This is a genomic window from Thioalkalivibrio sulfidiphilus, assembly GCF_000377945.1.
Taxonomy (GTDB): Bacteria; Pseudomonadota; Gammaproteobacteria; order Ectothiorhodospirales; family Ectothiorhodospiraceae; genus Thioalkalivibrio_A; species Thioalkalivibrio_A sulfidiphilus_A.
Genome location: NZ_KB898978.1, coordinates 1 through 6897, shown reverse-complemented (window position 1 = coordinate 6897; position 6897 = coordinate 1). Strand labels below are relative to the sequence as shown.

The 6897-nt window shown below is 65.3% G+C and carries 9 protein-coding genes; 8 read left to right on the top strand and 1 reads right to left on the bottom strand.

Annotated elements, in window-relative coordinates; genetic code table 11:
* The 8 genes from D580_RS16735 to kdsB form a co-directional block, all read left to right on the top strand.
* The coding region (locus D580_RS16735; protein WP_018955122.1) for a hypothetical protein at positions 1 to 242 on the top strand (242 nt) is incomplete at its 5' end.
* A 127-nt stretch (positions 243 to 369) separates the two neighbouring features.
* Positions 370 to 990 carry a MotA/TolQ/ExbB proton channel family protein gene (locus D580_RS0114700; RefSeq protein ID WP_018955121.1) on the top strand — a complete coding sequence of 207 codons (621 nt, stop codon included), beginning with the start codon at positions 370 to 372 and terminating at the stop codon, positions 988 to 990.
* The gene (locus D580_RS0114695) at positions 987 to 1409 is read left to right on the top strand and encodes an ExbD/TolR family protein (RefSeq protein WP_018955120.1); all 423 of its coding nucleotides are present in this window, start codon (positions 987 to 989) and stop codon (positions 1407 to 1409) included. Before D580_RS0114700 ends, D580_RS0114695 begins: the two co-directional genes overlap by 4 nt.
* Positions 1410 to 1411: 2 nt before the next feature.
* Complete coding sequence (gene msbA, locus D580_RS0114690) at positions 1412 to 3175, top strand: lipid A export permease/ATP-binding protein MsbA (protein WP_018955119.1); 1764 nt, start codon at positions 1412 to 1414, stop codon at positions 3173 to 3175.
* Positions 3165 to 4325 (top strand): glycosyltransferase N-terminal domain-containing protein, encoded by a 1161-nt coding sequence (locus D580_RS0114685; RefSeq protein ID WP_231363571.1) that lies wholly within the window; start codon positions 3165 to 3167, stop codon positions 4323 to 4325. Before msbA ends, D580_RS0114685 begins: the two co-directional genes overlap by 11 nt.
* The gene (lpxK, locus tag D580_RS0114680; protein ID WP_018955117.1) at positions 4322 to 5317 is read left to right on the top strand and encodes a tetraacyldisaccharide 4'-kinase; all 996 of its coding nucleotides are present in this window, start codon (positions 4322 to 4324) and stop codon (positions 5315 to 5317) included. Before D580_RS0114685 ends, lpxK begins: the two co-directional genes overlap by 4 nt.
* Before the next feature lie 4 nt (positions 5318 to 5321).
* Positions 5322 to 5516 (top strand): Trm112 family protein, encoded by a 195-nt coding sequence (locus tag D580_RS0114675; RefSeq protein WP_018955116.1) that lies wholly within the window; start codon positions 5322 to 5324, stop codon positions 5514 to 5516.
* A gap of 215 nt (positions 5517 to 5731) precedes the next feature.
* On the top strand, positions 5732 to 6484 hold the full coding sequence (gene kdsB / locus D580_RS0114670) for a 3-deoxy-manno-octulosonate cytidylyltransferase (protein WP_018955115.1): 753 nt from the start codon (positions 5732 to 5734) through the stop codon (positions 6482 to 6484).
* A 140-nt stretch (positions 6485 to 6624) separates the two neighbouring features.
* Here the strand turns inward: kdsB and D580_RS0114665 are convergent.
* On the bottom strand, positions 6625 to 6897 hold a 273-nt coding region (locus D580_RS0114665; protein WP_018954497.1), incomplete at its 5' end, for an ISL3 family transposase.

The window sequence follows — 6897 nt, the reverse complement described above, 5'->3', positions numbered from 1 at the left end:
GCTTTGCGATGCTGGCCTACAACTTGATGAGCCTGTTTCGTCAGGCCGTGTTGCGTTCCCGAATCCAGCATACCCTCTCCACTCTGCATGGCCTGGTGTTGGCCATCGGCGGCTCTTGGCACCCGGATGTCAAACAGAACAAGCTGATGCTATCCGTACCCCGTCGAAAACGTGCTTGGTTCGCGGGTCTCTGGGCCAATGCATCCGCCCCGCCCGTCATTCATGGGCTGCATGCCGGCTAATGGACAATCTGGGTTGAATTTTGATTTCCCAACGAGTCTCCTTCCGACCCCTCGGCTAAATCAAGTATCATGGCCGGCGCCGGTGGATGCCGGCACAGGCCCATGAATCTGCGAGGAATCCGACACCGTGTTCGAACTGGTCAAGGCCGGGGGCTGGCTGATGCTCCCCATCATCGCCTGTTCCGTGGTGGCGCTGGCCATCATCGTGGAGCGCTTCTGGAGCCTGCAGCAGCGCCGGGTGAACCCCCGTCACCTGGTGGTGCAGATCTGGCAGATGATCCAGGCGGGACAACTCACCGAGGACCGGCTGCGCGAACTGCGTGACGGCTCACCCCTAGGGCGCGTGCTGGCCGCGGGACTGATCAACATGGGACACACCCGGGATGTCATGAAGGAGGCCATCGAGGAAACCGGCCGCCACGTGGCCCATGATCTCGAGCGTTTCCTCAACACCCTGGGCACCATTGCCGCCATCACGCCGCTGCTGGGCCTGCTGGGCACCGTGGTGGGCATGATCCAGGTGTTCTCCGTGATCACCGATGTGGGCGTGGGCAGCCCCGGCGAGCTGGCCGGTGGCATCTCCCAGGCGCTGATCACCACCGCGGCGGGCATCTCCGTGGCGGTGCCCTCGCTGATCTTCCACCGTTACTTCCGTGGCCGTGTGGATGAACTGGTGCTGGAGATGGAGATGGAGTCCATCAAGCTGGTGGAAGTGATCCACGGTGAGCGCGAGGCCGAAGGCAGGTGAATTTCCGCACCCGCAAGACCGAGCAGGTGGAGATCAACCTCACGCCGTTGATCGACGTGGTGTTCCTCATGCTGATCTTCTTCATGGTCTCCACCACCTTCGAGCGTTACGCGGAACTCAGCATCGACCTGCCCAGCGCCGAGACCGCCGAGCAGGCGGAGCGTCAGGAGGTGATCGATCTGGCCATCGACGCCCAGGGGCGCTACTTCATCAACGGCCAGGAACTGGTCAACACGCGCCCCGAGACACTGCGCACGGCCCTTTCCCAGGCCAGCGGCGGTGACACCACGCGGCCCCTGGTGATCCGCGCCGACGCCAAGACTCCGCACCAGTCCGTGGTCACCGCCATGGACGTGGCCTCACGCCTGGGCCTGTCCCGCCTGTCCATCGCCACCACCCAGTCCGGCAACGAAGACTGACGATGGCGCGTGACCCGGAAGAGTATACCGGCGTCGAGGTCTACCGCCGCCTGCTCGGGTATTCGTTTTCCCACTGGCCGTGGCTGGTCGCCTCCGTGGTGACCATGGTGATCGTGGCGGCGACCGAGGCGGGTTTTGCCGCGCTCATGCGCCCGCTGATGGATTCGGGTTTTGTGGAGCGGGACCAGAGCGCGATCCGATGGGTACCGCTGGCCATCATCGCCATCTTCGCCATCCGCGGCATTGCCGAGTTCGCCGCCTCCTACACCATCAAGTATGTCGGTCGCATGGTGGTGAAGAAGCTGCGCAGTCAGCTCTTTGACCACCTGCTGCGCCTGCCGGTGAGCCACTACGACGGTGCCGCCTCGGGCCAGCTGATCTCGCGGCTCTCCTACAACGTGGAGCAGGTGGCCTCGGCAGCCACCGAGAGTATCTCCATCCTGGTGCGCGACACCCTCACGGTGCTCGGACTGCTGGCCTGGATGCTCTACCTCAACTGGATGCTCACCCTGGCCGTGCTCATCATCGCGCCTGTGGTGGCGGTGCTGGTGAGCCAGGTCACCAGTCGCTTTCGCAAGATCAGCCATCGCATCCAGCGCACCATGGGCGATGTCACCCAGGTGACCCAGGAGGTGATTGAAGGCAACCGGGTGGTGAAGATCTTCGGCGGCGAGGACTACGAGCGCAGCCGCTTCGAGAAAATTAACGAGCGTAACCGCAGCCTGCACATGAAGATGGTGTTCACCCACGCCATGCATCTGCCGCTGATCCAGTTCATCGGTGCCCTGGCGGTCGCCTTCATCGTCTGGCTCGCCACCTTCGAGGCGGTCATCGAGAGTGTCACGGTGGGCACCTTCGTCTCCCTGATCACGGCGCTGCTGTTGCTGCTCAACCCCATCCGCCGGCTCACCAACGTCAACCAGATGCTGCAAAAGGGCATTGCCGCCGGACAGAACATCTTTGCCCTGCTGGATTCGGACATCGAGCGCGACCAGGGCGAACTGCGCCTGGAACGCGCCCGGGGCGATATCCAGTACCGGAACCTGTGTTTCGCCTATAGGCCGGACAAGGGCGATGTGCTGCACGACATTAACCTGCACATCCGTCCCGGCGAGACCGTGGCCCTGGTGGGCCGCTCCGGCAGCGGCAAGACCACCCTGGTCAATCTGTTGCCCCGGTTCTACGAGGTGACCGAGGGCGAGGTGCTGCTGGACGGGGTGAACGTCAACCAGTACCGACTCGCCGATCTGCGCAACCAGGTGGCCTACGTGGGCCAGCACGTCACCCTGTTCAATGACACCATCGGCCGCAATATCGCCTATGGCAGCCTGGGTGATGTCAGCGAGGCGGACATCGTGCGCGCCGCCGAGGCGGCCCATGCCATGGAGTTCATCCGCCGCCTGCCCCAGGGGCTCGACACCCCCGTGGGTGACAACGGCGTGATGCTCTCCGGCGGCCAGCGCCAGCGTCTCGCCATCGCCAGGGCGCTCCTTAAGGACGCCCCCATCCTGATCCTGGACGAGGCCACCTCGGCCCTGGATACCGAGGCCGAGCGCCATATCCAGGCGGCCCTGGAAAATCTCATCCGCAACCGCACCACCCTGGTGATCGCCCATCGCCTCTCCACCATCGAGCGGGCGGACCGCATCGTGGTGATGCAGGAGGGGCGCATTGCCGAGACCGGCCGCCACGACGAGCTGCTTGAGCGTGACGGCATCTACGCGCGTCTCTACCGGCTGCAGTTCGAGGGCGATCGTGACGCCTGAGAGCCCGGACAGCCGGATGTGGGGCCCGACATTCTGGCCGGTCTTGCAGGCGAACCTGCGCGACCGCCTGTCCGGTGAACACGCTAGGGCCAACGCCCGGCAGGGATACCTGCGCCAGCCCGACGGGCGCGGCAAGCTGCTGTGGATCAAGTCCGGGTGTACGCCCCAGTCCCTGCGCCTGGGTCTGGAACTGCTGGGCGCCATCCGCCAGAAGCGCCACGACCTGCGCCTGGTGTTCACCTTCGAATTGGACGACCCGGCCATCCTGGAGCCCAGACTCAAGGGGCTCAAGGCCACCGGTGTGGGCTACGGCCCCTCGGACCGCCCTCGGGCCGTGGCCCGCGTCCTGGAGCGTCTGCAACCCTTCGGCCTGATCCTGGTGGACACACCGCCACACCCGAACCTGCTCCGTGCCGCCCACGACAAGGGCGTGCACTGCCTGGCCTTCAACACCGACCCCTGGCCCTCGCCGGCCGAGGCGGCCTATCCGTGCGATGCCGACCAGCATCGCGCCTGGGCGTCTTCGGGCCAGGCTGCTTACCTGGCGTCACCCGCCGATCCCCTGAGCCTGCTGGCGGAGGCCCAGGCGGACGTGACCCTGCGTACCCTCAGCGGGGCCGGGGAGACCGGGCGCCTGTGGTGGTGGCACGGCCCGGCGCAGCAGGCCGCGGCGTGGATGGCCGCCTGGCGCGCCGATGCCCGTTTTGCCGATGATCGGCTGTTCGTCTCCCTGCCTGAGGGTGAGCGGCTTGCCGCGCCCGGCATCCCGGCCATCAGCGCCTGGGACCGGCGCCCTCTGGCGCCCGGTGCCGTGATGTGGGTGGACGATCACCGCTGGCTTGCCGCGGTGGCCAGTGCTTGTACCGCCGGTCACCTGGAGGGCGTCTCGCGGGGCGTTTTCTGGCAGGGCCTGGCGGGTGGACGCCCCCTGAGCTTGGGCCTGGGCAGTTCAGCCCGGGACCCCGTTCCGGCCGATGTCTTGCCCCGATGCGGGGACAACGCCACGGTCCTGGCGCGCTGGACCGGCTATGCTGACGACACCCTGGGTGCCCGGCGCGACGGCGATGCCAACCGGCGCCGCTTCTGGGAGGAACGCCGCAACGTAGAGGGCGTGATGACGGAACTGCTGCAGAGGGTGTTCGACTGGTGAGGCGCCTCGACGCGTACTGGGACAGCCGCAACCCCGTGGCCCTGGCCCTTTTCCCGGTCTCGCTGATCTACTGTGTGCTGATGCGTCTGCGCCGGCTGGTCTACGGCCTGCTGCCCATCCGACGCGTGCCCGCCAAGGCCATCATCGTGGTGGGCAACCTCACCGTGGGCGGCACCGGCAAGACCCCCATGGTCATCTGGCTGTGCCGGCTGCTGGCGAGCCACGGCTACCGGCCCGGGGTCATCAGCCGCGGGCACGGCGGCAAGCGGGACCACAAGGCGCCGCAACGGGTGAGCGCCGACAGCGATCCGGCGCGAGTGGGGGATGAACCGGTGTTGATTGCCGCCCGTGCCGGCTGTCCCGTGGTGGTGGACCGCAAGCGGACGCGGGGTGCGCGCATGCTGGTCAGGGAACTGGGTTGCGACGTGGTGGTGGCCGACGACGGCCTGCAGCACTACGCCCTGGCTCGGGACGTGGAGATCATGATGGTGGACGGCGCGCGGCGCTTCGGCAACGGGCTGTGCCTGCCCGCCGGGCCGCTGCGGGAATCCGTGGAGCGCCTCAGGGATGCGGACTTCGTGGTGGTCACCGGCAAGGGTCGGCCCGGCGAACACAGCATGGAACTGAGCGCCACCGTGGCCATGCAGGTACGGGACCCCTCCCGGGTGAAGCCGCTCAAGGCCTTCGCCGGCAAGGCGGTCCATGCCATCGCCGGCATCGGCCATCCGCCGCGTTTCTTCGCCATGCTGGAGGCCCTGCGCCTGCGCGTGGACCGGCATCCGTTTCCCGACCATCACCCGTTCACGGCCGCCGAGATCCGCTTCGCCGACAGCCTGCCGGTTCTGATGACCGAGAAGGATGCCGTAAAATGCCGAGACCTCGCCGATGAGCGTCACTGGTTCGTGCCCGTGAGCGCGGTCCCCGACGCCGCCCTGGCACCGGCGATACTTTCCACCGTCAACGCGGTGTCACGACTTCACAGCCTGAGGTAACACCATGGACAAGCGTCTGCTCGACATCCTCGTCTGCCCCGTCACCAAGGGACCGCTGATCTACGACAAGTCTCACGAGGAGCTGATCTCCCGCAGCGCCCGGCTGGCCTATCCCATCCGCGACGGTATCCCCGTGATGCTGGAGGACGAGGCACGCCAGCTCACCGACGATGAGCTGGACAAGTGGAAGGATAAGTAGTGGTCATTTGTCAGTGGTCAGTGGTCAGTGGTCAGTGGAAAAAAGTACTTGACAAGGCCATATGTCGCTCCATCGTTCCTTGACAACTGACAACTGACAACTGACAACTGACAACTGACAACTGACAACTGACAACTGACAACTGACAACTGACAACTGACAACTGACAACTGACAACTGACAACTGACAACTGACAACTGACAACTGACAACCCATGTCCTTCAAGGTCGCCCTCCCGGCCCGCTATGCCTCTCCCCGCCTGCCCGGCAAGCCGCTGCTGATGCTGGGCGGCAAGCCCATGATTCAGCACGTGCATGAGCGGGCGCTGGCCTGCGGTGCCGAGGAGGTGGTCATCGCCACCGATGACACCCGCATCAGCGACGTGGCCGAGGGCTTCGGCGCGCGGGTGGTGCTCACCGATGCCCATCACGAATCCGGCAGCGACCGCATCGCCGAGGTGGCCACCGAACTGGGCTGGCGCGACGACGACATCGTGGTCAACCTGCAGGGCGATGAGCCTCTCACTCCGCCCGACATCCTGCACCAGGTGGCCGAGGCCCTGGAACGCCACACCGACGCCGCCATGGCCACGCTGTGCACGCCCATCGAGACGGTGGAGCAGATGCTCGATCCCAACGTGGTCAAGGTGGTGCGCGACGCCGCCGACTACGCCCTTTACTTCAGCCGCGCGCCGATTCCCTGGGATCGCAACGTGGGTCGCGACGTCACCCACCGCAGCCTGGAGGGCTGTCATCGCCACATCGGCCTCTACGCCTACCGCGTCGGCTTTCTCAAGGCCTTCGCCGCCATGTCCCCCTGTGCCCTGGAACTCACGGAACGCCTGGAACAGCTGCGCGCCCTGCACGCCGGCGCGCGCATCCAGTGCCCGGTGGCCAGCCATGTCCCAGGACAGGGGGTGGACGTGAGCAGTGACGTGGAGCGGGTGGAGAAACTCTTGCGCGGATGACGGGTAATTCAAAGGCCTTCAACGCAAAGGCGCAAAGACGCGAAGGACGCAAAGAAGATCGTTGGAATAAAAACCTTCGCGATCTTGGCGTCTTTGCGCCTTTGCGTTGAAGGCTCTTAATGATTGTGGGTCTTCGCGGATTAGTGTGGGTCATTTTCTGCATATTTAGGCAGAGGCGGCAGGAAGGCGGCGATGATCTTGAGCTTGAGATACTCTTCGTCGCGATAGCCGTAGGCCCTGCGTTGCAGGACGCGGATCTTGTTATTCAACCCCTCGACCAATCCGAGGCTAACCTTGTTGTTCGGATGACAGTAAGAGGCGATGCCGTCCCAATGACGTTCGATCATGCGCGCGAACTTGCGGTAGGGTTCCAGCCGCTGCCACTTGAGGGCGTCTTGCCAGCGCTCGAAGAA